The sequence below is a fragment of the Desulfovibrio sp. TomC genome (assembly GCF_000801335.2).
Lineage (GTDB): Bacteria > Desulfobacterota > Desulfovibrionia > Desulfovibrionales > Desulfovibrionaceae > Solidesulfovibrio.
The window spans coordinates 102,467-124,948 of sequence record NZ_JSEH01000013.1 but is presented as its reverse complement, the minus strand read 5'-3'; the positions used below and the strand labels follow the sequence as shown (position 1 = coordinate 124,948).

Genomic DNA, 22,482 nt, shown 5'->3' with positions numbered 1-22,482 from the left:
TCGGTATGCAAACTCTCGGGATTACGGAAATCGAACAAATTCGGACGACTATCCTCGATAAGTATGAAAAGGTGGCAAAGTCGCCGACTGGTCAATTTCGTTATCCCACTGGAATGAAAGGCCTCACAGCGCAAGGCTATGACCCTGCACTCGTGGCGCTGTTGCCCCTGACGGTGCGAGAGTTCTTCGTTGGCGTCGGCAACCCCTTGTCGCTGCGTCGTATCCAACCAGGGCAAAAAGTCTTGGATGTAGGGTGCGGCGCTGGGGTGGACACGCTTTTTGCCTCTCTTCTGGTCGGCGAGCAGGGAAAGGCGGTGGGAGTGGAATTTTCCCCCGCCATGGCAGCCCGAGCGCAGGTAAACAAAAAGCAAAGTGCAATAAACAATGCGGTCTTTCTTAACGGCTCGGCTGAAAAGCTTCCTTTGAGAAGCGACTCTTTCGATGTGGTTATCTCAAGCGGCGTTTTCAACCTTGTCGTCGATAAAGAACGTGCTTTGCGTGAGGTCTTTCGTGTATTGAAGAAGGGTGGAAGTTTTCAAGTTGCTGATCAAGTTCTGAATATGCCGTTCGGAGCAGATAGACGAGATATGGTGTCATCTTGGTTCACTTGACAGGGCGGCGCAATACCGGAAACGGCGTTTCTGGACATGCTACGAGACTCAGGGTTCAGTGCAGTCAAGCCTCTTGGGACAACAGGTTTTTCAAGTTCTCCCGTGACGATAGGGATGCATTTTGTAGCAAGTAAAGCGTAGTGAGTTGACTTGTAATGCACGTCACAGCCAAATATTAACCAAAATAATAGCCAAAGGCTTCATTGCGCGCGGCATTATCTTGTTGGCTGGCCGCCAACAAATGATCATGTGAATAGCCCAAATAGGCCAATGAAATCAATGTAATGAGCCAACTTTTGTGTCTTCGTAATCAGCAGGTCTGGAGTTCGAGTCTCCATGCTGGCTCCAGTATTTCAAGGGGCTAGGACCGATGGTCCTGGCCCCTTTTTCGTTATTCAGATGCCCCTGCCTGTTGGCTCTGTTGGCGGACCCGATTTATCCGCAATCCCCCCTTTCCCCATTTTTTTATGAGTTTTGACACTGCCAGGACATTCTTATGTTATTTAAGTGTGTTGAAATGTTTTGAACGGATTTGAACGCCGATATGTGACACATTTTGTGCGATTTCAGCATGTTGAGTCGAATCTAAGGTGAATTTGAAATTTTGAAAGCTGTGGGCTGGGCTGAATCGAGCGAGCGAAATGAGCCGTGCGATGAGGTCTCGGCGAGGCGCTACGCAATGCACAGACGACTGCGGGTTGGGGGAGAAGGTGGTAAGCAGGGATCGCAGTTCACCAGCCTTGAATTCACCCGGGGGTCAAGGATACCGGGATGGCCACTCGGCCTCAAAGGCGGCATTGGCATCAACTAGACTGTAGCTTAACTCCGCCGCTAACCTGTCCAATCAACCCGAACCACCTCACCCCGGCCGGATCTGCCTGGGTGCGGTGGCTCGTGCCGGCCCAGCCGCAGTTTCCCTCAAAAGACGGTGGGAGATCGCAGCCGCTGCGCGACGGCCGGCCCCCGCTGGAAGGCCGCCGTCGATATCGATACCCGCACGTTCCATCACGCCCCTGGTCAGCGGAGGCGTAGCAGCGTATGCTGCGGCGCATGGTCCGTATTATCGGCGCCGTCCTGGGGACGATACTCTTGGCTGTGAGGGTCTGCATACTGGGTGCGTTCGGAATCGGGACAGCGCTCTGCGCTGGCTACGCCCTCTATTCACTTCTCTGGCACGGAGGGCTCCCAGATATGAGCCTCGCCAGTCTGTACCCGGGCGTGTACAAATATCTCCTGCCGCCCCGCTGCATCGTGCTCAATACCATCTTCATCTCCTGCGTCAGGCTGCCCCTCGTTATTCTTTTGGCCCTGTTTTTTTCACTAGCCGTGCTGCTCGATAAACTTGGGCAAGCGCTCTTTCGCTGGCTGGAACTCTTGCTGCGAGCAGACAAAGCGATCTAACCGGCCTTGGGTCCAGCCAGCAGTGCTCACTGTAACCGGCCTGGGGCATGGCCAGCCAGTCTACTGACTAGTGATGCGCTCCCAGGCCCGTGTGCTGCACCTTCAACTCATATCTGGCCATATGTCGACCGTTTGCGTCACCTGCACCCCTTGTGTCCCGCCGGCCGGCAGGCCATACTGCCGCCATGAACTTTACCTTCACCACCCCAGGCAAGGTCATCTTCGGCCGGGACACAGCCCGGCAGTTGCCCCAACTCGTGGCCGCCCACGGCCGTACCCCGCTTGTTGTCACCGGAGCCAATCCGACCCGACACGGGGGGGTGCTCGACGCCTTGCGCCAGGCCGGCTGCACGGTGACGGTCTTCCCTGTGGCCGGGGAACCCCGCGTCGAGACAGCCATGGCCGGCGCCCGTCTGGCCCGGGAGAACGGCTGCGACGTTGTTCTCGGCCTCGGCGGCGGCGGTGCGCTGGATACAGCCAAGGCCGTGGCCGCCCTGGCGACCAATACCGAGGATATTTTCGCCTATCTCGAAGTGGTCGGCGCGGGTCGGCCCTTAAGCCAGCGCCCGCTGCCTCTCCTGGCCGTGCCGACCACGGCCGGCACCGGGGCCGAAGCCACAGCCAACGCCGTTTTAACCGTCCCCGGGGAACGGGTGAAAGTCAGCCTGCGCTCCCCCATGATGCTGCCCGACGTGGCCCTTATCGATCCTCTGCTCACCGTTTCCATGCCGCCCGCCGTGACTGCGGCCACGGGACTCGACGCCCTGACCCAGCTCCTGGAGGCATTCGTGTCCAACAAGGCCAATCCCATGACCGACGCCCTGTGTCGGGAGGGCCTGGGCCGGGCCTCCCGGGCGCTCCTTGCCGCCTACGACGACGGAACCAACCTTGAGGCCCGCGAGGACATGGCCCTGGCCAGCCTCCTTGGCGGCATGGCCCTGGCCAATGCCAAGCTCGGCGCCGTGCACGGATTCGCCGCGCCGCTGGGGGGGCTTTTCAATGCTCCGCACGGACAGGTCTGCGCCAGTCTGCTGCCGTTCGTCACGGCGGCCAATATCCGGGCGTTGCGCAGCCGCGCCCCCGCCTCCCCGGCCCTTTGCGCCTATGCCGCCGCTGCCGCCATCGTAACCGGCGCGCCTCACGCATCCCCTGAGGATGGTCTGGCCTGGCTGCATGCCACCTGCCGCCGGCTGGGCGCTCCCCCGCTTTCCCGACTGGGCGTGACGGCCAGCGACATCCCGCTCCTGGTCGAAAAAGCCTCACGGGCCAGCAGTATGCAAGGCAATCCCATAGTCCTCACCCACGAGGAACTGGCCGGCATCGTCGCCGCCGCCCTGGAGTGAGGAGGAGGAAAGAAGGCCCCAGCGGCCCCCTCCCTGACAAAGGTAAAGGGGGACGCCAAACGGCGGCAAGGCCGTAAGCCATGCCGCCGTTTGGCGTCCCCCTTTACCCTTGGATGGGAGCGCCGAGAGCCCCTCAAAAAACGTTTCCCATCAAGGCGGCCGGGGGGAGTATCCCCCCGGCCGCCGGGCGCTCTTTCTTCTCTCTCCGACTCCAGCCCTAGCCCAACATCTCGTCGGGCAGGTCGCCGTTGCTGTGGACTTTCTGCACGTCTTCGTTGTCTTCGAGCATATCGATCAGGCGCAGAAGCTTCTGGCCGTTTTCCATATCAAGGGTCACGACATTGGCCGGCACCATGGCGATCTCGGCATCGTCAGACACCATGCCGGCGGCCTCGAAGGCGACCCGCAGCGGCTCGAAATCGGCCGGGGCGCAGTGCACTTCCCAGACCTCGCCCTCGTCCATGATTTCTTCGACGCCGTGCTCCAGACCGATTTCCATGAGCTGGTCCTCGGTGAAGGATTTGGGGAAGGAAAACACGCCCTTTTGGGAAAACATCCAGGACACGCAGCCGGATTCGCCCATGGCCCCGCCGCCCTTGGAGAGCATGTGGCGCACTTCGGCCACGGTGCGGTTGCGGTTATCTGTGGCCGCCTCGACCAGGATGGCGACGCCACCCGGCCCGTATCCCTCGTAGAGCACCTCTTCCAGGTTTTCGCCGGCCAGCTCGCCGGTGCCCTTCTTGATGGCCTGCTCGATCTTGTCCTTGGGCAGGTTGACGGCCTTGGCAGCGGCAATGGCGGATTTAAGACGCACGTTGAGCGCCGTATCAGCCCCGCCGGACCGGGCGGCCAGCATGAGTTCCTTGGTGACCTTGGTGAAAAACTTGCTCTTCTTGGCGTCCTGGACCGACTTGCGGGCCTGAATGTTGTGCCATTTACTATGTCCGGCCATGGTTTCTCCTTGAAATATACCGGGGTCGCGCCCGGAGGGATGCGTCTTTCTATCCTGGAGGGGTCTGGGTCAATCCGCTTGACCAGCCTCGCCCGGCGGCAAGGGCGAGGGGGCGGGATCGTCTGGCTGGCCCACCGGCGCATGAAAACCGGTGGCCACGAAAAAAATTTCCTTGCTCTCGGGCCGGGAGCTTTTGGGTTTGGCCACGCGCACCTTGGAAAAATAGAGGCGCAGGCCTTTCTGATAGACCTGAAAATCCGGCCCCTGAAAGATCTTGACCACAAAGGAACCGCCGGGCTTGAGCCGGGCCACGGCCACGGACAGGGCCGCCTCGCACAGCTCATACGACCGGGCCTGGTCCGTGAACTTATGCCCGATGGTGTTGGGGGCCATGTCGCTTAACACCACGTCAAAGGGGCCGAATTTGGCAAAGGCCTCCAGGATGTCCGGGCCGGGTTCGAGCATGTCGCCGGTCAGATAGGTGACGTTGCCGGAAAAAGCCGTGCCGGCGGGCTTGAGGTCGATGGCCAGGACCCGGCCGGCCGGACCAACGCGCTCTGAGGCGTAGAGGCTCCAGGAACCGGGGCAGGCCCCGAGATCAAGCACAGACGCGCCGGAAACGAGCAGGCGCGATTGTTTTTCGATCTCCTTGAGCTTATAGACCGAACGCGCCGGATAGTTCTCCTGCTTGGCCTTGTTGAAATAATGATCGCGATACGTTTTCATGACGGGCAACCCCGATACCGTTTACCGAACAAGCTTTCAAGGAAAAGACGCAGCCATGGCCAGTTTAAACCGTCCAGCGCGCTTAAGCGTCATTGATGAAACAGGTGAAAAGCGCACGCTGGCCGGCGGTCCCGGGGCCTATGCCGCTTTTGGGGACGGTGACAGATTGATTTTTCTTGGCCTTGGCCCCGATCCGGCCGAGGCCGTGGCCCTGGCCGACGGGCGGCCCGCCGCCTATGTCGAATGCCCGGCCTTTGCCGCCGCCATGGGAACGACCTGGACAAAAGCCATCCCGGACGCCTGGCCGCGCCTGGACCCGGCCGAACTGGCCCCGCTGCGGGCCGGCGCAGCCCGCTTTTATCTCTATCGGCAAAACACCCGGCTTTTCCCGTCATTTTGGGGACCGCTCTGGGCCCGGGTCCAACTGGCCCTGCTGCCGCGCCCGGAGTCTGCGCCGCAAAGCCCGACCGTCCTGCTTTTTCGCGACCCGGCCGGGATGCTCGAACCGCAGCTGGCCCGGTCTCTGGCCAGACTGGGCCGCCCCGTGGCCGCCATCCCGGCCACTGACAGCGCCCAGGCCGTGGCTGCGGTCCTTGGCCGGGAAAAACCTGCCCTGGCCCTTTGCGTCAACGGGACGGGCCTTGACGACGACGGACTGGTGGCCGAACTGCTTCGGGCGGCCGGGGTGCCGCTTGTCCTCTGGTTTGTGGACAACCCGTTTCACGTGCTGGGGCGGTTTCGCAGCCGTTTCTGGCAGTGGGCGACCCTGTGCGTCACCGACGACAGTTTTCTTGCGCCGCTTTGGGCCCTGGGAGCCGGCAACGCCATCCACCTGCCCCTGGCCGCCTCGGACCATTTTTCCGGGGCCTCCCCGACTCCGGGACTGTCCGACCGGGCGGTCTTTGTCGGGCGAAGCGCTTTTGCCGGCCGCGACGCCTTTTTTGCCGACTGCCGGATTCCCGAGGCTCTGGCCGGGCAGGCCCGGGATATGGCGGAAGCCGGGAAACGGCCGGACTTTTTCTGGTGGGCCGACCACCTCGGCCTTGGGGCGCTGTGGCCGGGAAAATCCGCCCGGCAGGCCGGCTGCGGGGCCGAAACAGCGGGGCTTGCCCAGCGCGCGGCCGTCCTGACTGCTGTTGGGGAAGACGCTCCGCTTACTGTCTACGGCGACCCAGGCTGGCGGGAACTGCTGCCGCCGGGAACCGATGTGCGGCCGCCGGTCGATTATTACGGGGCGCTCCCGGGCCTGTATGCCGGAGCCGGGGTGTCGGTCAACGTCACGAGCCTGCTGCTGCCCCGGGGACTCACCCAACGCCATTTCGACGTCTGGGCGGCCGGGGGGTGCCTTATAACCGACGCCACGCCGGGGCTCACCCTGTTTCCGGCCAAACTCACTGCCCCCATACGCTATGCTTCGCCGCCCGCAGCCGGCCGATTGGCCGCCGATCTCCTGGCCAACCCGAACCGGCGAAAGGATTTAACCGCTGCCTGGCAGGAACACATCACCGCCGGGCATCGCTACGAAGACCGCCTCGCCGCCCTGCTCGCAAGCCTGTCCGTAGACTGAAATTCCCGTTCGCTATTTGGCCGGCAGACGCCAGGACGGATCATAGCGTCCCTGCCTGGGCCGACGCGACGTTCCCCCGTGCAAGCCCCGGCGCACCAGATATAAGAGCCTGCGGCTGAACCGGGCCGCCCAGGCGTCACAGGCCTTGTCCGTGCGGATGCGCTCAATAAGCGTCTCGGCCCCGCCCGGCAATCGTTCACGCCTGGAAATGCGGCGACGCAGGGCATAGTGCCCAAGCTCGTCGACCAGCACCATGGTCTTTCGAAAGTCACGGATCGAACGGTTGATGAAAATATGGTAGCGGCCGTCTCGAAACAGTAAAAAACCCCAGCTATCAATGTCATCGACCTCGGTGACCACGAGGTCGTCGCGCCTGCCGGCCATGTCGATCAACCGGGTCAAAAGTCCAGCCATACGCGCTCCTTTGCCGGCCAGCCGCCGACCTTATCCTAGGATAAACCCTTGGGCTCTGCCGTCAAGCCGCCCGGCAAGAGCCTTGTCCCGCAATCCGCAGCATGCTACCCACTTCGGAACCATAGAAACTTCCGCTTGGCCCGACGTATCCAAGGCCCCCATGGCACTTATCGAATATCGGCAATGCCCGCATTGCGGCAAAACCACGTGGCAGGAATATGTTCCCCAGGTGTGTTCAGCCCAATCCTACTGGCTGTGTCGTGACTGCGGCGACCGGCGCTCGGCCAAACGCATCTGCGTAGGCGATTCGGCCCTGCTCCATCGCGGCCGGCTGCAGACCGAACGCACCTGCGCCGATGTGTTCATTGTCGATATCAGCCGCAGCGGCGCAAAACTGCGTCTGGACGACGAGATGCCCATCACGATCCACTGCGACCAGACCGTGCTGTTTAATCCCAAACTCCAGCCCTTTGGCGAATTGGCCCAGTATCTTCCAAGCCTCATACGCTGGATGGACGGCGCGGAGTTCGGACTGCTGTTTAAGCAACCGCTGACCTTGTCGTCAAACGACATCATGCACATCCTCAAGAATTGAGGCGGCCGCCCGCCCGGGCGTTGCCTCCAATCCGGCAAGCGGGTAGAGTCGCCAAGGGTTCGGAATCCTCCGGGCCATCCCTCAAGCCAAGGCGCGGCGCGGCGTATGATGGACTACGAAAAGATTCGGCACGCGGCAAAAACCGGGGACAAGATTTTGGAGCTGGCTCTGTCCATCGGCCTTGATCCGGCCCGGCACACCATCAAAGAACTGGCCGACCGGCTGCTGGCCCGGGCTTTGGCTGAAAGCGGCCAGGACGACGATTGTAAGTCGTAGAAGAGACAGGAAAGACAGGAAGAATGCTCCGGCGGTCAAAGGGGTAGACCCCTTTGGAAACCCACCGGAAGTTTGTTTAATTTGACCGGGTACGCTGCCAAGTCGATGGGTGGACGTGACGTAGGAAAAGAGGGAAAAAAAACCGGGACCGTACCATGTGGTGTTTGCCCTTGACGGGACTCACCGTTGCTCCAGCGGCCAAAGGGGGAGGCCCCTTTGGAAACCGGTCCGGGTGGGGGGCGTTGGCCCAGGCGTGGGGCGCTCCCGGTTTCAGGTGCGTTGGCCGGATGGCGCTGGAAAAGCCGCTGTCTTTTTACAACCCTCGTTTTGAGTGCTCCCGCCGCCGTGTCCCGACGTCCTCTGCGTCCGGTCCACCGCTGCCCCGCCTGCGGGAACAGCAAGCCGTTTTTTCCCATCTTTTGTCGCCCCCGCTTCCACCCGGTTTCACCATCTGCTTCCTGTTGCCCGCTCGTTTGCGCCCCTGCCCCGACTGCCACTGTGTGCGCTCTGCTCCGGGATAGCCTTATTGACGGCCAATTCGCGTCCGGCCTCCCGACGCCACAAAAAAAGCCCGGCAGCACACCGGGCTTTTCAATATCCGTGGCAACGGACAGACTATTCGAGATCGATAATGACCGGACCGAGGATGTTGCCCACGGGGTGGGACAGAAATTCCTCGCGTTTGATTTCTTTGCCGTCATACAGCATACTCTCGATATGGATAATCTTTTGCATCCAGACGTTGTTCTCGATGGTTTTCGGGATCTCCGTCTCGGTGATGCGGGCGGTGATCTTATCGATGTCTATTTCCTCGACATCGCTGAAGGAGTAGGTATGAATATACTCTTCATTGAAACCAAAACAATAGAGCAGGTTGTTTTTGACGTAGGGCTGAAAAATCTTCTTGGCCGGATGGCTCTTGACCTCGCAATTGATCTTGCTTAGGCTGACCCGAAGTTTTTCTCTCTCATTGACAATGATGTAGACAACCGGCCGATTGCTTTCCAGCAGATCCTCGCCTGAGGAGTGGACGTTGTTGTCCGCGCCATGATAAATGTATTCGATGTAGCGTTCCCGGTTGGCTTCCCTGGCCTCCCGCACCACTTCCTTCTCAATGTAGGAATAAAAAATTCGCTGACCGAAACCCTTGATCTCAATGGTAAACTTCATCCTCCGCCTCCTGAGCAGATTCCGTGGTGTTCCGGCCTTGTCCGGGAAACGGCCCCAGTCCTTGCGGCCCGGCTATCATCTGGATGTTACGCCGCTTTTCTCTTGCGGTCAATTTGTCGTCTGCGCACTGGGCCTGTGCGCCGCCCTGGCCGCAGCCGCCCCGGCCCTGGCCGGCGACCCTGCGGCGGCCATCACGCCGCTCCTGGGCGTTGCCTACCGCGACGACGGCGTGGACGACCCCTCCGGCCGCCATACCCTCTTTGCCAATCAATCCCTAACCTTCCCAGACCGCGGCTTCAATTGCAGCGGCTTTGTCGTGACGGCCTCCCGGGCCATCCTCGGCCGGCCCCTGCCCCTTGACGCCATGCGCCGCGACCGCAAGGGCGATTCCGGCAAAGGAGCCCCGGCCGGCGAGGACTGGGATTTTGGCTACGACCTGATCCTAAACGTCACCGACGGCCTGCCCCGGCGCGTGCTGCTGCCGCCCGGCCAGACGGCCCCGCCAGCCCCGGAAGTCCTGGACGCGGCCAAATTTCGCGGTTTTCCCCTGCATGACGCCGCGGCCTGGACCTCGGTTCTTGGCCAGTTGCGGCCCGGTGAAATCGCCTTTGCCACGCTCAGCAAAGAAATCTCCGGCCGGCTCTATTATTATCACGTCGGCCTGCTGTATGCCGATGCTTCGGGCCGGGCCTATTTTGCCCACGCCACCCCGGGCAAGGGCAGCCATCGCCTGGAGCTGACGTCCCCGGCCGGCATGACCGCCTTTGAAAAGGAGTTTGCCGAAAAACGTTTCGGCGAAAAATGGATCCTCCTCGTCGCCGCCCCCCTGCCCCGCTGACGGTTCTGCCGGACATTCACCGGAGTAACACCGTCCCCCTTAACCCCTTTGGGGGGTCCGGGGGCCTCAGGCCCCCGGCCGCCGGAGGCCTTCTTCCTCGTCTCTCCCGCACTCCCCGGCCGCCGGCTTTCTGCCCACGGCCATAAAAAAGGTCAGGCTCGAAAAAAAGACGCCTGAGGCATCCAGACGGCGTTGTTCCGTCTGAAACGAGGCGGCAGCGGCCCGGGTCACGAGGCCGGAGGCGGCGGCCCGGTCGGCTGTCTCGCACAGACTGTAGACGGCCTCGGCAGCGTCAAGGCGGCGCAACACCAGCGAGTGGGGGACAATTTCAATTCCGACCAGCCCGACTGCGGCCATGAGCCGGGCCAAGCGTCGGCCGATCCAGCCGCAACGGAAGCTGTCGCACCAAAACCGGGCCAGCCGCCGGGTCACAGCGACATGCCGGCTGTCCACCACAAAAGTTCCCCAGTCCGGCTCGACCGCCAAAACCACGCCGCCGGGACGCGCCACCCGGGCCATCTCGCCCAGCACCGCGCCGGGATCGGCCACATGCTGCAAGGTGCGCTCGATGCGGCAGGCGGCAAACACCTCGTCGGCAAAGGGCAGGCGTGCGCCGTCCCCGGCGGTCAGCACGGGCCGGTTGCCGGCTCTTGCGCCCATATCTGCCGCAGCCCGGCGAAGCATGGTCTGGCTGGCGTCCAGTCCGACCGCCAACCCGGCATTCCCGGTGGCTGCCGCCATGGCCGCCGCCTCGACGCCCAGGCCGCATCCGACCTCCAGGGCCGCAACACCCGGGGAAAGTCCCAGCCGGGTTATGCTTGCGTCTTTGATGGCCCGCATTCCCGGGGCGTCGCCCAGGTAGCGCAGACACCGCACGTAGACGTCGGGATCGACTGTCCGGTCAAGCCCGGCAAAGCCCGTGGCCAGATATTCCGCCATGCTTCCTTCCCGTTGTGAGCCGCTCACCCCACCGGGAAAAGCCGCGCCCCGTCGGCCGCGTCTTCAACCCGGTAGCCAAGAGATTCGATGGCCAGCCGCAGGGCGTCGGCCCGGGCGAAATCCCTGGCTTCCCGGGCCGCTGCCCGCTCCGCGCACAGTCGGGTCGCCTCGATCGGCCACAGCGGACGCGCAACAGGCAGACGGGCGGCGTCGAGCAATCCCAGGGCGCTGTCGGCCTGGGCCAGGGCGGCCAAAAGCCGCGAGGCGTCGCCCGGAGCCAGCGTGTCGGCGGCCAGGGCGGCATTGGCAAACCGACAGAAGGCAAAAAGCGCCGGCCAGCAATGGTAGACGGCCAGATCGTCGGCCAAGGACGCCTCCAGGGACGCTTCCAGGCGCTCGGCTTCACCGGCGGCAATCTGCCCTGGCGCGCCGTCTCCGGTTGCCGCCAGGGTCAGGTTGGCGGCCAACTCCTGGATGCGGCTGCGATTTCGCTCCCACATGGCCAGGGCATCGGGGGTGGCGGAGAGCGGTTTGTGGTAGCTCGTGGACAACAGCCAGGCCCGGATGGCCAGGGGATGGACGCCAAGAGCCAGCAGGTCGTCCAGACGCGGCACACCCTCGATGCCGTCCCGGCCCGACACCCGGCCCCCGGCCAGCCAGGCGGCCGGCGAAAGCCCGGCCCCGCCGGCCCAGATGGCCCGCAGGTTTTCCAGGTGGGGAAAGGTCTTATCCTCGTCGGCCACGACTACGGTCACGGCCGGCAGGGTCTTGGCCGCTGCCGCCGCCATCTGCAAAAACCAACTCGGGCGCACGTTGCCCCAGGGGGTCACCAGGATATCGCCGGCCTTGAGGTCTTTGAGACTGACGCGCTTAAGCAGGGTGAAATCCCGGGGATGGTCCTTGGCGTACGAATCGAGGTCCACGGTCTTGCCCAGGGCCAGCTTGGTCATGTCCAGGCCAAGGAGCCGGCCGTAGGCCTTGTCCCGGGCCACGTCGAAATAGACGCTGCGCAGTTTCTCATAGGCCAGCCCCTTGTCCATGAGCTTGCGGGTCATGGCCAGGGCCTCGTCCAGGGCGTCGCCGGCCAGGGGAAAGGCGGCCCCGGCCACGCCCAAAAGCCCGGCATAACCGGCCACGCGCTCCCGGGCCGCGGCGGCAAACTCCCGGCACTTAAGCCCGGCCGCCCGGGAGGCTTCCAGGCAGCGGTCGTCGAGATCGGCCAGCCCCACGGCCAGGGTCGGCCGGCCCCCGCCCCGGGTCAAGGCCCGGGCCAGGACGTCGAGAACGACCACCCGCCGCCAGGCATCCAGATCGCCGGGATCGGACAGGGGCGGGCCAAAGGTGAAAAGACCGGGCGACGCTGAAGCCGGGTCGAGATAGACCGGCGCGGCCGGACCGACGCTGCCGAGAGCCACGCCTTTTTTCTCGGGCGCGGCAAAAAGCGTCGTGGACAGATAACGCTCGCCGCTGTCGGCCAGAATGACCACCACCAGCCCCGAAGCCAGTCCCGAAGCCAGCCGCGTGGCCGCAGCCATGGCCGCTCCGCCGCTCATGCCAATCAAAAGCCCTTCCTCCCGGGCCAGACGCCTGGCCATGGCAAAGGCCTCGTCGTCCTCAACCGGCACAATGGCGTCCAGGGCATGCTTGTCAAAAATGCCCGGCGGATAGGACTCCTGCATGTTTTTAAGGCCCTGGATCTTGTGGCCGGGCCGGGGCTCCACGGCGATGACTTCAATGGCCGCATTGAGTTCTTTCAATTTCTTGACCAGCCCCATGGCCGTACCCGACGTGCCAAGGGCCGCGACCACATGGGTGACCCGGCCCTCGGACGCCTCGAAAATCTCCACGGCCGTGGCCGCGTAGTGGGCCTCGATGCTGGCCGGATTGTTGAACTGGTCCATGAGCACGTAGCGCTCGGGTTCCTCCCGGGCCAGCCTATAGGCCTCCTCAATGGCCCCGTCGGTGCCGAGGTTGCCCGGGGTGAGCACGATTTCCGCGCCATACGCCCGCATGATGCGCTTTCGTTCCTCCGAGGCCGAGGCCGGCATGAGGAGCTTTAACTTGTAGCCCTTGACGGCGCAGACCATGGCTAGCCCGATGCCGGTATTGCCGGAGGTGGCCTCGATGACCGTGCGTCCGGGCGTCAATTCGCCGGCGCGTTCAGCCGCCTCGATCATGGCCAGGGCCACGCGGTCCTTGATGGAGCCGCCGGGGTTTCGCATCTCGATTTTGGCGCACAGGGTCACGGCCGGGTTGGGACACACCCGGCCCATGCGCACAAGCGGGGTCTTGCCGACCAGGGACAGCACGGAATCATGAATCATGGCATGCCTCGCAGGATAAAATCCGGTCATGGCCGGACAGGAAACGTGGTAGGCAAAAAATCGTCAACCGGCAAGAGTGGCAGGAAATTTGCTTGAGGCCAGGCAGCAAACCAAGGATGGGACCATGGAGATCAACAAGTACCTTGCCGACAATCTCGCCTTCCTGGCCGAGTCCGGCGACCCGACGGGCCGCTGGCTGGCCGGCTGCAATCCTGATCCGGCCATCGTCCACGAACGGCTTTTCCGCAACCCGGGCGGCGTCATCGACTGGCGCATGGACGACGGGCAAAGCCTTTTTGGCAAGCTGCCGCCGCCGTTCTTTTATAGGGACTGGCGGCCCACGGAAAAGCTCGAAGGCGCAGCCACCATCATTATCGGCACGGCCCTTGGCTATGGTCTCAACCATGTGCTGACCGGCACCCCCGACTCCCACAAGGTTCTGGTCATGGAACCCCGGCCGGAAATGCTGCTGGCCTGCCTGGGACAAACCGATTATCGGCCGTTTTTGGCCCATGGCAAGCTGCGCTTTGTGCCCCCCGAGATTCCCGCCATCGAGTCGGCCCTGCAAAATCTCGATGTGAGCTTCCTTTTTTCACGCATTTACCTGCGAAACGACATGGCCTGCAAACAGATGGGCCCGGAATATTCCCGGCTGACCGCCCTGGTTAAAGCCAAGCTCGAAAACCTGTCGGTGGATCTGACCACGCTGCGCCAGAAGCAGGAAGTCATGGTCGGCAACGAGCTTCGCAACTACGCCCGGGCCATGAACGAAGGCAGTCTGGCCCGAATGGCCGGCATGGCCAAAGGTTTGACGGCCGTGCTCCTGGGCGCGGGACCGTCGCTGGCCGACTTCGCCCCGCTGCTGCGCCGCCACCGGGACAAAGGCTTTTACGCCGCCGCCCTGCAGACCCTGCCGGCCCTGGAACGCCTGGGCATCAAGCCCGATCTGTGCCTGGCCATCGACTTTAACGACAACATGCTAAGTAGCCTGGACAATCTGGCCGACCCGAATTTTGTCGCCGATATCCCCTTTATTTACTCCACCAAGATGGCTCCGGGCGTCCTGGCCCGCTATCCCGGCCCCAAAATACCGCTGTGGACCCAGGGCGGCATCGGCACCTACGTGCTCAAGGACCAGGAACTGGTCCTCGACGCCGGCGGCAACGTCTCCGTCACCCTGGAACGCTTTCTCGCCTGGGCCGGAGCCGAACGCTTCATCATGGCTGGCTGCGACCTGTCCTGGAAGGGTTCCACCACCCACGTTGCCGGTCACCACAACGCCGTGTGGGTCCATACCTACAACCCGCACGAAGACGTGAAGCTCACCAATCTGCACGGCGAGGCCATCTATACCCACCTCGGCTTCCTGGCCGCCAAGCGGGATATCGAAAAGGATATTACCAACTCCCGGGCCGGTTTCTTCAACCTCTACGGCGGCGGCGTCGTCATTGACGGGGCCGTCAACATCGGCCGGGACGACCTCGAATCCGGCGAACTGCTGGTCAGCCAGGGCATTGCCAAAGAGGTGTTCCTGGATGCGCTTAACCGGGCCTCCCAGCCGCGTACCCGGCCGGTATTTTCGCCCAAGACCGACGCCTGGGCCACGTCGCTCAAAAACGCCTCGCGGCGACTGGAAAAACTCGTGCGCAAGGCCGACAAGCACCAGGGCGAAATCCGCGAGCTGTTGTCCCAGATTCAGTTCTTCACCCGCCACGATCCGCTCTACATGCCCTACCTGTACAACGAGATCATGGATCTGGCCGGGCTGGTCCATACCAAGGCCCGCTACGGCGTCAAGGAATTGGCGGCGTTCAAGGCCATCCGCCAGCGCATTTTGACCAAAACCCGGGAAATAGACATCTGCCTGGCCCCGTCCGGGTCCTGGGCGGCGTAGGGGGAGAGGGAGGAAGCTGGAGAAGAACGAGGGAAGAGTGCCTCCGGCGGCCAAAGGGCTGAGCCCTTTGGAATCCCACCTGGAAAGGCAAAGGTTTTTAAAGAGATTAGCCGGGCGCGACAGGCTGCGTCGTTGGGTCGCAGCTCTGATTTCCGGCCGACTGAAAGAGCAAGCCACCCATTGAAACGTTTTCCCCTTTGCAGGGGTCCGGGGGGATCATCCCCCCGCCGCCGGAGGCACTCCCCCTCCTCCCTCACCCTACACCTTCGCCCTTCACCCTACAGCCGCGTCCACGATGGCGCGCAATTCCCGGGCCGCAGCCTGGGGATCGGCTGCCGAGCACACGGCCGACACCACGGCCAGCCCGGCCACGCCGGTGGCCATGATCATTCGGGCATTGGCCGGCGTCACCGCGCCGATAGCCACCACCGGGACCTCGGCCAGGGCCAGCATCCGGGCCAAGCCGACCAAGCCCTGGGGCGCGCCGGCATCCTTTTTGGTCGCCGTGGCAAAGACCGGCCCGGCCCCGAGGTAATCGACCGGCATCCCCCTGGCGGCCCGGGTCTCGTCTTCGCCGGTAACGGACAGTCCGACGATCCGGTCCGGCCCGACCAGGGCGCGCACATCGGCCGGGTGCATGTCGTCCTGGCCCACATGCACGCCGTCCGCCCCGGCTGCCAGGGCCACGTCCACCCGGTCATTGATGATAAGGCGCGCCCCGAGCGGGCGGATGAGGGCAGCCAATCCCCGGGCCATCTCCACGAATTCGCGGGTGGCGGCGTTTTTTTCCCGCAGTTGCACCAGACGCGCCCCGCCGGCCACGGCCCGGGCCACCACGTCAAACAGGTCGCGGCCAAGGAGCGCCCCCCGGTCCGTGACCAGATACAGGCCCAGGTCGCACGTAACCCGGCTCATGCCGCCAGCCGCACTGCGGCCGCAATTTCGGCCTCGGTCAGATTGTACACCACATCCAGAAACCGCACGGCCAGACTGCCCGGTCCGGCGGCCCCGGCAACGGCCAGGGTCCCGACAGCGGCCATGACGGCCATGGCATGGACCGTGGCCGCAAGGCGATCGGGGTTGACCGCCAGGAAAGCGCCGACAAAGGCCGTGGCCGTGCAGCCAAGGCCCGTGACCCGGGTCATCATCACGTGGCCGCCGGCCAATTCCACCACCGCGCAGCCGTCGGTTATCACATCAATCTCGCCGCTCACGCACACGACGCAGCCAAGGTCCTTGGCCAGGGACCGGGCGGCCGCCACGGCCTCGCGGCTGGAATGCCGGCTGTCTGCGCCCTTGGAAGTGGCATTGCTCCCGGACAGGGACAGGATCTCCGAGGCGTTGCCCCGGATGGCGGCCAATGGTCCGGCGGCAAGGACGCTTTGGGCCACTTCCCGACGCCGGGAGGTGACCCCGGCAGCCACCGGATCAAAGACCACCGGCACGCCGGCCGACCCGGCGGCCCGGACTGCGGCGGCCATGGCCGCCCCGTTCTCCTCGCCGGGCGTGCCCATATTGCAGACCACGGCCCGGGCCAGGGAAGCGAGTTCGGCCGCATCGACGGGGTGATGGGTCATGGCCGGCGACGCGCCAAGGGCCAGCAGGGCATTGGCCGTCACATTGGTGACCACATTGTTGGTGATGTTGACGACGAGCGGGGCCTGCTCGCGGATGCGGTTGACATCGGCAAAAACGGCTGCGGCAAAATCCATGGCGACAATCCGGTGGGTTGGGGTTGCTAAGAAACGAAAGATCGGAAACTAGCCTCCAGCCCCTTCCTTGGCAACCGGCCGGCAGCGCCCGGCCAAAGCAAACGGGCCGCTCCCTTGCGGAAGCGGCCCGTTAGACAGCAGCACGGAATCAAGGATCAGATGAACACCAGGGCATCGTCCTTGGCGTCCACGGTGACGGTCTCTCCGTCGGCCACCTGCCCGCCAATAAGGGCCTTGGCCAAGGGCGTCTCCACATGGGCCTGGAGATAGCGCCGAAGCGGCCTGGCCCCGTAGACCGGATCGTAGGCCGTCTCGGCAATAAAGGACTTGGCCGCGTCGCTTAAGACCAGCCCGATCTTGCGGTCGGCCAATCTGGCCCGCAGCCCGCCGAGCATGAGTTCCACGATGGCCGCGATCTGCTCCCGCAACAGCGGCTTAAAGAGCACGGTCTCGTCCACCCGGTTCAGGAACTCCGGCCGGAAGTGCCCGCGCAAGGTGTTCATGACCGCTTCGGACACGCCCTCCTTGAACTCGCCCGATGGCAGAATGCCCTCGAGCATGTACTGCGCCCCGATATTCGAGGTCATGATGATGATCGTGTTCTTGAAATCCACGGTCCGGCCGTGGCTGTCGGTCAGCCGACCGTCGTCGAGGATTTGGAGCAGCGTGTTGAACACGTCGCTGTGGGCCTTCTCGATTTCGTCGAAGAGCACCACGCTGTAGGGCTTTCGCCGCACGGCCTCGGTCAGCTGGCCGCCTTCGTCGTAGCCGATGTAGCCCGGAGGCGCGCCGATCAGCCGGGCCACGGTGTGCCGTTCCATGTATTCCGACATGTCCAGGCGCACCATGTTGTCCTCGGTGTCAAAAAGCGCGGCCGCCAGCGTCTTGCACAGCTCGGTTTTGCCCACGCCCGTTGGGCCAAGGAAAATGAACGACCCGATGGGCCGCCCCGGGTCCTTGAGCCCGGCCCGGGCGCGCAGCACGGCGTCGGCCACGGCTGTTACGGCTTCGTCCTGGCCGACCACCCGGTCGTGAAGCACATCGCCCAGGCGCAACAGCTTTTCGCGCTCACTTTCCAGAAGGCGCGTCACCGGGATGCCGGTCCAGCGGGAGATGACCATGGCGATATCGTCCGGGGTCACCTCCTCGCGGATCATGCGCGTGCCGCCGGAAGACTTGGTGATGGCCTCTTCCTGGCCGGCCAGATCGCGTTCCAGGGCGGCAAGCTGGCCATAGCGCAGCTCGGCCGCCCGGTTGAGGTCATACTCCCGCTCGGCCACTTCAATGGCCTGCCGGGTCTTTTCAATGTCTTCCTTGAGCCGGCGCAGGCCGTCCACCACGGACTTTTCCCGTTCCCACTGGGCAACAAACCCGCCCTGGTCCTCCTTGAGATTGGCCAGCTCCTCTTCGAGCTTTTCCAGCCGTTCCCGGGAGGCCTTGTCGGTTTCCCGACGCAGGGCTTCCCGCTCGATCTCAAGCTGCATGACCTTGCGGTTGATGAGGTCCAGCTCGGCCGGCAGGGAATCGATCTCGGTGCGGATCATGGCCGCGGCCTCGTCCATGAGATCGATGGCCTTGTCCGGCAGCTGGCGGTCGGAAAGGTAGCGCTGGGACAGCACCGCCGCTTCGACCAACGCGGAATCGCTGATGCGCACGCCATGGTGCACTTCGAAGCGTTCCCGCAGTCCGCGCAGGATGGAGATGGTGTCCTCCACCGTGGGTTCGTCCACGAACACGGGCTGGAACCGGCGTTCCAGGGCCGGGTCCTTCTCAATATTCTTGCGGTACTCGTCAAGCGTCGTGGCCCCGATGCAGTGCAGCTCGCCACGGGCCAGCATGGGTTTGAGCAGGTTGCCGGCGTCCATGGAACCTTCGCCCTTGCCTGCGCCGACGATGGTGTGGATTTCGTCGATAAAAAGCAGGATGCGTCCTTGCGATGTTTCCACGTCCTTGAGCACGGCCTTGAGGCGTTCTTCGAATTCACCCCGGTACTTGGCCCCGGCAATGAGCGCGCCCATGTCCAGGGCGAAGATGGTCTTGTCTTTGAGGGCCTCGGGCACGTCCTTGTTGACGATGCGCATGGCCAGGCCTTCGACGATGGCGGTCTTGCCGACGCCGGCCTCGCCGATGACCACGGGATTATTTTTCGTGCGCCGGGAAAGGATGCGGATGACCCGCCGGATCTCCTCGTCGCGGCCGATGACCGGATCGAGCCGGCCCTTTTTGGCGTCCTCGACCAGATCGCGGCCGTACTTGGACAGGGCCTCGTAGGTGCCTTCGGGATCGGCCGAGGTGACCCGCTGGCCGCCCCGGATTTCGGTCAGGGCGGCCAGGACGCGGTTTTTGTCGATGCCGAGGGCCTTGTTCACCTGTCCGGCCAGGGTCGAGGGCGGTTCGTCGCAAAAGGCCAGGAACAGGTGTTCGACGCTGACGTATTCGTCTTTGAGGTGCTTGGCCAGATCTTGCGCCTTGACCAGAATTTCATTGAGGCGCGGGGCGACATAGATCTGCCCCGGGGCCGCGCCCGGGCCGCTGACCTTGGGCAGACGGCCAAGGCCGCGCTCCAGCTCGGCCAGATAGGCCTGGGTATTGTACCCGGCTTTCTCCAGGATGCGGGGCACCAGCCCCTGGTCCTGGGTCAACAGGGCGTAGAGCAGATGCTCGGCGTCCACCTGCTGCTGGCTCATGCGCACAGCAACATTCTGGGCTTCGCCGATGGCCTGCTGGGATTTCTGGGTGAACTTATTGAGATCCATACAATGTCCTCCTCCGTGGCTGCATCAGAGATAAGAACGCTGGCGGAAATTGCAACAACCCAAAATCTTTTTTCTGTCAACGGACGAAAACTTCAAAAACATATATCAGCTTCTTGGCATGTCTCAGCTACAAGAGTCGATGCAGCTCATTGACCTTGCCTTCAAGGTACTCAATGCGCTCCAAAAGATCGACGACAATGCTCGCCCCCAGAAGCGGCAACTCGAAGTCGCGCTTGATGCGGTCGAGCTTGCGCAATCTGTAGACGTCCCGGCTGCGAAACAAAAAAGCCTCGGACGTGGTGCGTTCCGGCGTGATCCAACCCAACTCGATCAGCTCCCCAACAACAGTAGCGTCGATGCCCGTCAGCTCCTGGACCTGGGCCAGGCTCAGACGCTCGGACCGGGCGGGGAGGCTGCCGGCAATAACGACGTGCTTGATCTCCATGGCGACCTCTTTTGGCCCTTAATACGGCCGGGGGTTGAAATCCGAGGCTGCGGCCAGCTTTTCCCAGAGTTCCCGCTCCTCATCCGTAAGACTGCCCGGGACCTGCACCATGAGCCGCACCAACTGATCGCCGCGCTTGCCCTGTCCGCCCAGACCCTTGCCGGCCAGACGGAGCTTGCGGCCGGACGACGAGCCGGCCGGGATGGACATCTCCACGGCCCCGTCCAGGGTCGGCACCCGGACCTTGGCCCCAAGCGCGGCCTCCCAGGGGGCCAGGGGCAGATCCAGGATGACGTTGCCCTCTTCCAGCTTGAACAGGGCATGGGGCATGATCCTGACCTTGAGATAGAGATCCCCGGCCTTGCCCCCGGCCCGGCCGGCATTGCCCTGGCCGGAGAGACGGATTTTCGCTCCGTCGCGCACCCCGGCCGGGATGGACACATTCAGGCGCTTGGCGCCCAGGCGCGGCGCACCGTCAGGACCAATGGTCTGTTCCTGAAAGGCCACTTCCTTGGCCCCGCCCCGGTAGGCTTCCTCCAGGGTGAGCTCCAGGGTGGCGTTGGCGTCGGAGCCGCGCGAAGGCCCGCGGGAATAACCCCCGGCCCCGCCAAAGCCGCCAGCGCCGCCAAAGCCGCCGAAATCGCCGCCCGGGCGTCCACGGCCGCCGGCCGCCCCGCCCACGCCGCCGAAAATCGTCTCGAAAAAGTCGGAAAACGCTCCGGCGTCAAACTGCTGGCCGCCCTGGCCGCCGAAGTTAAAATGGGCGTTTTCAAAACCCGAGGGCCGCTGGAAATTCTGGCCATGCTGCCAGTTGGCTCCCAGCGAATCAAAAAGCTTGCGCTTCTCCGGGTCTTTTAGGACCTCGTAGGCCTCGCTGCACTCCTTGAACTTCTTTTCCGCATCCGGATCGTTCTGGTTAAGATCCGGATGGTGCTTGCGGGCCAACTTCTTAAACGCCTTGGATATTTCCTCCTGGCTGGCAGATTTGGTCACCCCCAGGATTTTATAATAGTCTTTGTATTCAACGCTCATAGGGGCTTTCTCTCCCGTTTTCCCAGCTGGTTTCCCGGCAAGTTTACATAATAAGCCGACATCGGACTGCGTCAACCATCCCGGTCGATTCTCCAGCCAGACCGCTGCCCTGGCAGTATTACACCAGGGTCCCAGCAAAGGCCATAGCCTCCCGTCCGACCGGGCCTGCCAGGAACGGACGCGGCCGGGACAGGCCGCTTCAGGTGTTGCCGGATCTTCCCCGCGACGCCAGACAGTGGCCTGGGCAACAAGGATAGCATGTAGTGCACTATTTATTCGTAAAACAATTAAAAATGCACCGTTATACAGCTTGATACCTATCAAAGATAAGGCATACGATATGGCGGCGAGTCTGTCACTGTCAGGGGTCGTGAGCAAAAACAGCCTGCAATCACTTATTTTGGAGGTTGCCATGAACGATGTTTCCATTCGCAGGAAAACCCTCGGAACGCTCCTGGTCTTTGTTTCGCTCGGACTCTTCTGGTACGGCTTCTCCCTGGCCAATACGGCCGGCAGCATGGCCCTTGAGTATTACCGAACCGCCAAAGTGACCAACGAAGCGCTTGCCTGTGAACCGCACTACAAGGCGGTGATCGGGAGCGCCATCATCCAAAGCATCAAAACGGCGCGACAAAGGAAAGGGGGCAGCCTCGACAGCGAAACCAAAGCCGCCGAGAAACTGACCACCCAATCCTACACGTTCAGCCTGCGTCTTCCGCTTACCTTGTCCATCCTTGCCTTCCTTGTCCTCATCGCCGGCAGCGGCATGGCCGTAAGCGGCGACCCGTTCTGGGTGCTGCTCGACCCCAACACCAAATGCACGAGCCTTTCCAGAACCCAGGCCATTTTGTGGACTGCCCTCATCCTCGGCGGCTATGCCGCCTTGTCCTCTTTCAATATCGCCTATGGCACAACTGACGCCATTGCGGCCAAGACGCCCTATCAGCTGTTTCCCGGCATCGACGGCGATCTGCTGCTTCTGCTTGGCATCGTGGCCGGCAGCCCTATTGCAGCCACCTATCTGTCCGGCACCACGAACATCACGCAATGTCCGGCGTCAGAGTCCACCGGCCTGATTGATCGTGTGGCCGAACTGTTTACAACCGACGGCTCGGACACGACCGGCCAGCTCCAGCTCTCCCGGATGCAATGCATTTTTATGACACTCATCCTGGGTTGTTGCTACGCCAGTATGCTCTTTCAGTATGCCGATTCCATTGACGCCGCCGCCCTGGTCAACGCCGCTGGACAGCGTCCTGTCTTCCCGGACATGCCCACCGTCACCGGCTCATTCTGGGTGTTACTCACTGCCAGCCACACGATCTTCCAGGTTTCCAAAAGCAACTGGGGCAAGCAATTCTTCAAGACCGGGACCTAGGCTGCCTTGTTTATGGCTGCTGTGTTGCCGGCAAACGAAAGGGGCAGGCCAGCCGTGTCGCCACAGCGTTCACTGGCCCGGCAGAGCCCGACAGGGCGCGACGGCCTTC

General features: G+C 63.1%; 20 protein-coding genes. 9 read left to right on the top strand and 11 right to left on the bottom strand.

Features of this window, described 5'->3' with window-relative positions:
* Positions 1-5: 5 nt before the first annotated feature.
* From NY78_RS13850 to NY78_RS13840, 3 genes are all read left to right on the top strand, one after another.
* Positions 6-752 carry a methyltransferase domain-containing protein gene (locus NY78_RS13850; RefSeq protein ID WP_391899686.1) on the top strand — a complete coding sequence of 249 codons (747 nt, stop codon included), beginning with the start codon at positions 6-8 and terminating at the stop codon, positions 750-752.
* A gap of 1,050 nt (positions 753-1,802) precedes the next feature.
* Entirely contained in the window at positions 1,803-2,012 is a 210-nt protein-coding gene (locus NY78_RS24730) for a hypothetical protein (RefSeq protein ID WP_156180941.1), read from the top strand.
* A 185-nt stretch (positions 2,013-2,197) separates the two neighbouring features.
* Positions 2,198-3,355 carry an iron-containing alcohol dehydrogenase gene (locus NY78_RS13840; protein ID WP_043637080.1) on the top strand — a complete coding sequence of 386 codons (1,158 nt, stop codon included), beginning with the start codon at positions 2,198-2,200 and terminating at the stop codon, positions 3,353-3,355.
* A gap of 217 nt (positions 3,356-3,572) precedes the next feature.
* Here the strand turns inward: NY78_RS13840 and NY78_RS13835 are convergent, their stop codons facing one another.
* Both NY78_RS13835 and NY78_RS13830 read right to left on the bottom strand, forming a co-directional pair.
* The gene (locus tag NY78_RS13835; protein ID WP_043637077.1) at positions 3,573-4,307 is read right to left on the bottom strand and encodes a YebC/PmpR family DNA-binding transcriptional regulator; all 735 of its coding nucleotides are present in this window, start codon (positions 4,305-4,307) and stop codon (positions 3,573-3,575) included.
* A gap of 69 nt (positions 4,308-4,376) precedes the next feature.
* Complete coding sequence (locus NY78_RS13830; protein WP_043637074.1) at positions 4,377-5,033, bottom strand: RlmE family RNA methyltransferase; 657 nt, start codon at positions 5,031-5,033, stop codon at positions 4,377-4,379.
* A 55-nt stretch (positions 5,034-5,088) separates the two neighbouring features.
* On the opposite strand from NY78_RS13830, the gene NY78_RS13825 reads away from it, so the two are divergent.
* On the top strand, positions 5,089-6,600 hold the full coding sequence (locus NY78_RS13825) for a glycosyltransferase family protein (protein ID WP_043637071.1): 1,512 nt from the start codon (positions 5,089-5,091) through the stop codon (positions 6,598-6,600).
* A gap of 12 nt (positions 6,601-6,612) precedes the next feature.
* Here NY78_RS13825 and NY78_RS13820 read toward each other — a convergent pair whose 3' ends face one another.
* The gene (locus tag NY78_RS13820; protein ID WP_043637068.1) at positions 6,613-7,014 is read right to left on the bottom strand and encodes a hypothetical protein; all 402 of its coding nucleotides are present in this window, start codon (positions 7,012-7,014) and stop codon (positions 6,613-6,615) included.
* A gap of 160 nt (positions 7,015-7,174) precedes the next feature.
* On the opposite strand from NY78_RS13820, the gene NY78_RS13815 reads away from it, so the two are divergent.
* Positions 7,175-7,609, top strand: a complete 435-nt coding sequence (locus NY78_RS13815; protein ID WP_043637066.1) for a pilus assembly protein PilZ — start codon at positions 7,175-7,177, stop codon at positions 7,607-7,609.
* A 105-nt stretch (positions 7,610-7,714) separates the two neighbouring features.
* Positions 7,715-7,885 (top strand): hypothetical protein, encoded by a 171-nt coding sequence (locus NY78_RS25255; RefSeq protein ID WP_197084249.1) that lies wholly within the window; start codon positions 7,715-7,717, stop codon positions 7,883-7,885.
* Positions 7,886-8,500: 615 nt separating this feature from the next.
* Here NY78_RS25255 and NY78_RS13810 read toward each other — a convergent pair.
* On the bottom strand, positions 8,501-9,055 hold the full coding sequence (locus NY78_RS13810) for a hypothetical protein (protein ID WP_043637063.1): 555 nt from the start codon (positions 9,053-9,055) through the stop codon (positions 8,501-8,503).
* A gap of 37 nt (positions 9,056-9,092) precedes the next feature.
* Between NY78_RS13810 and NY78_RS13805 the strand changes: the two genes are divergently transcribed.
* Entirely contained in the window at positions 9,093-9,893 is an 801-nt protein-coding gene (locus NY78_RS13805) for a hypothetical protein (RefSeq protein WP_043637060.1), read from the top strand.
* 66 nt (positions 9,894-9,959) lie between these two features.
* On the opposite strand, the gene NY78_RS13800 is transcribed toward NY78_RS13805, so the two are convergent.
* Together NY78_RS13800 and NY78_RS13795 are read right to left on the bottom strand one after the other, a co-directional pair.
* Positions 9,960-10,832, bottom strand: coding sequence for a methyltransferase domain-containing protein (locus NY78_RS13800; protein ID WP_047960189.1), 873 nt, complete (start codon positions 10,830-10,832; stop codon positions 9,960-9,962).
* A gap of 23 nt (positions 10,833-10,855) precedes the next feature.
* Positions 10,856-13,156: a cysteine synthase gene (locus tag NY78_RS13795; protein ID WP_043637058.1), complete on the bottom strand. Its 2,301-nt coding sequence runs from the start codon at positions 13,154-13,156 to the stop codon at positions 10,856-10,858.
* 124 nt (positions 13,157-13,280) lie between these two features.
* On the opposite strand from NY78_RS13795, the gene NY78_RS13790 reads away from it, so the two are divergent.
* Positions 13,281-15,050, top strand: a complete 1,770-nt coding sequence (locus NY78_RS13790; RefSeq protein WP_043637056.1) for a motility associated factor glycosyltransferase family protein — start codon at positions 13,281-13,283, stop codon at positions 15,048-15,050.
* Positions 15,051-15,323: 273 nt separating this feature from the next.
* On the opposite strand, the gene thiE is transcribed toward NY78_RS13790, so the two are convergent.
* From thiE to NY78_RS13765, 5 genes are all read right to left on the bottom strand, one after another.
* The gene (gene thiE / locus NY78_RS13785) at positions 15,324-15,965 is read right to left on the bottom strand and encodes a thiamine phosphate synthase (protein WP_043637053.1); all 642 of its coding nucleotides are present in this window, start codon (positions 15,963-15,965) and stop codon (positions 15,324-15,326) included.
* Complete coding sequence (thiM, locus tag NY78_RS13780) at positions 15,962-16,762, bottom strand: hydroxyethylthiazole kinase (protein ID WP_043637050.1); 801 nt, start codon at positions 16,760-16,762, stop codon at positions 15,962-15,964. The genes thiE and thiM overlap by 4 nt, the downstream gene beginning before the upstream one ends.
* 155 nt (positions 16,763-16,917) lie before the next feature.
* Positions 16,918-19,518: an ATP-dependent chaperone ClpB gene (clpB, locus tag NY78_RS13775; RefSeq protein WP_043637047.1), complete on the bottom strand. Its 2,601-nt coding sequence runs from the start codon at positions 19,516-19,518 to the stop codon at positions 16,918-16,920.
* Between the two features lie 127 nt (positions 19,519-19,645).
* The gene (locus tag NY78_RS13770) at positions 19,646-19,963 is read right to left on the bottom strand and encodes a chaperone modulator CbpM (RefSeq protein WP_043637044.1); all 318 of its coding nucleotides are present in this window, start codon (positions 19,961-19,963) and stop codon (positions 19,646-19,648) included.
* An 18-nt stretch (positions 19,964-19,981) separates the two neighbouring features.
* On the bottom strand, positions 19,982-20,995 hold the full coding sequence (locus tag NY78_RS13765; RefSeq protein WP_043637041.1) for a DnaJ C-terminal domain-containing protein: 1,014 nt from the start codon (positions 20,993-20,995) through the stop codon (positions 19,982-19,984).
* A gap of 412 nt (positions 20,996-21,407) precedes the next feature.
* Between NY78_RS13765 and NY78_RS13760 the strand changes: the two genes are divergently transcribed.
* Entirely contained in the window at positions 21,408-22,373 is a 966-nt protein-coding gene (locus NY78_RS13760; RefSeq protein ID WP_043637038.1) for a hypothetical protein, read from the top strand.
* Positions 22,374-22,482 lie beyond the last annotated feature (109 nt).